This window comes from Mycobacterium mantenii, from assembly GCF_001667865.1.
GTDB lineage: Bacteria > Actinomycetota > Actinomycetes > Mycobacteriales > Mycobacteriaceae > Mycobacterium > Mycobacterium mantenii_A.
On record NZ_LZJP01000041.1, the window covers coordinates 1 to 1,237 of the forward strand.

Below are 1,237 nucleotides of genomic sequence, written 5' to 3' on the forward strand. Positions count from 1 at the left end.
CGTGGTGGTGACTGCGAGCGACCGTCTTGAGGTGTTGTTCGAGGAGTTGGCGGAGTTGATCGGTCAGCGCAACGCGACTGATGGGCGCATCGTGGAGATTGTGGCCGAGATCGATCGCGACGGGCTCTGCGGTGTCACCGGCGCGCGGTCGGTGCCGGCGTTGGTGGCCTGGAAGACCGGCTGCTCGCCGGCAAACGCGCACACGATCGCCACCATCGCCAGCCGGCTGGATGAGTTCCCGCGCTGCGCCCAAGGCCTGCGGGAGGGCCGGCTGTCGCTGGACCAGGTTGGGGTGATTGCGGCGCGGGCGGGGGAGGGTTCTGATGACCACTACGCAGAGCTCGCCGCGGTTGCGACGGTTAACCAGCTGCGTAACGCGGTCAAGCTGGAACCGCGACCCGAACCCGAGTCCGGGCCAGAGGGGCTTGAACCGCAGGCCTCGATCACCAAAACCTCCGACGACGAGGGCAGCTGCTACCGGATCACACTTCCGCACCCCGATGCGGCGAAGTTCGACGCGGCGTTGGCCTCTCATCGTGATGCGCTGATCAGTGAGTGGAAGAACGATCGCGACAATGGCGACCGCGCCTGCGATCAGCTGCCGCCGTTGCCGGGCACTGTCGAGGCGTTCATGCGCCTGGTGGAGGCCGGGTGGGATGCCGAGGCGGCCCGCCGGCCCCACGGGCAGCACACCACCGTGGTGGTCCACGTCGACGTTGAACAGCCCGCCGCGGCGCTGCATCTGGGTCCGCTGCTCACCGACGCCGAACGCCGCTACCTGACCTGTGATGCCACTGCCGAAGTCTGGTTCGAACGCGCCGGCGAGGTGATCGGTGCCGGGCGGGCGACGCGGCTGATCAATCGGCGGCTGCGCCGCGCGCTGGAGCATCGCGACCGCACCTGTGTGGTGCCCGGCTGTGGCGCCACCCGCGGTCTGCACGCCCATCACCTGTGGCATTGGGAAGACGGTGGCCCCACCGAGTTGGCCAACCTGGTGCTGCTATGTCCCTACCATCACCGGTTGCACCATCGTGGTGTCATCACCATCAGCGGCCCCGCAAACGCTCTCCGGGTCACTGACGACGCCGGACGGTTACTGAGCCCGGGATCGCTGGCACGCCCACCAACCCAACCCCCGCCCACGGTGGCGCCGTGTCCGGGACCGACCGGCGAACGCGCCGACTGGTGGTGGTACACACCCTTCCAACCCCAACCACCACCAACCAACAACTAACCC

At 68.1% G+C, this 1,237-nt stretch carries 1 protein-coding gene; it reads left to right on the plus strand.

The window, feature by feature from the left end; all coding sequences use genetic code 11:
• Position 1: 1 nt before the first annotated feature.
• Positions 2–1,234: an HNH endonuclease signature motif containing protein gene (locus A5688_RS06480; RefSeq protein ID WP_082995932.1), complete on the plus strand. Its 1,233-nt coding sequence runs from the start codon at positions 2–4 to the stop codon at positions 1,232–1,234.
• The last annotated feature ends 3 nt before the right edge of the window (positions 1,235–1,237 follow it).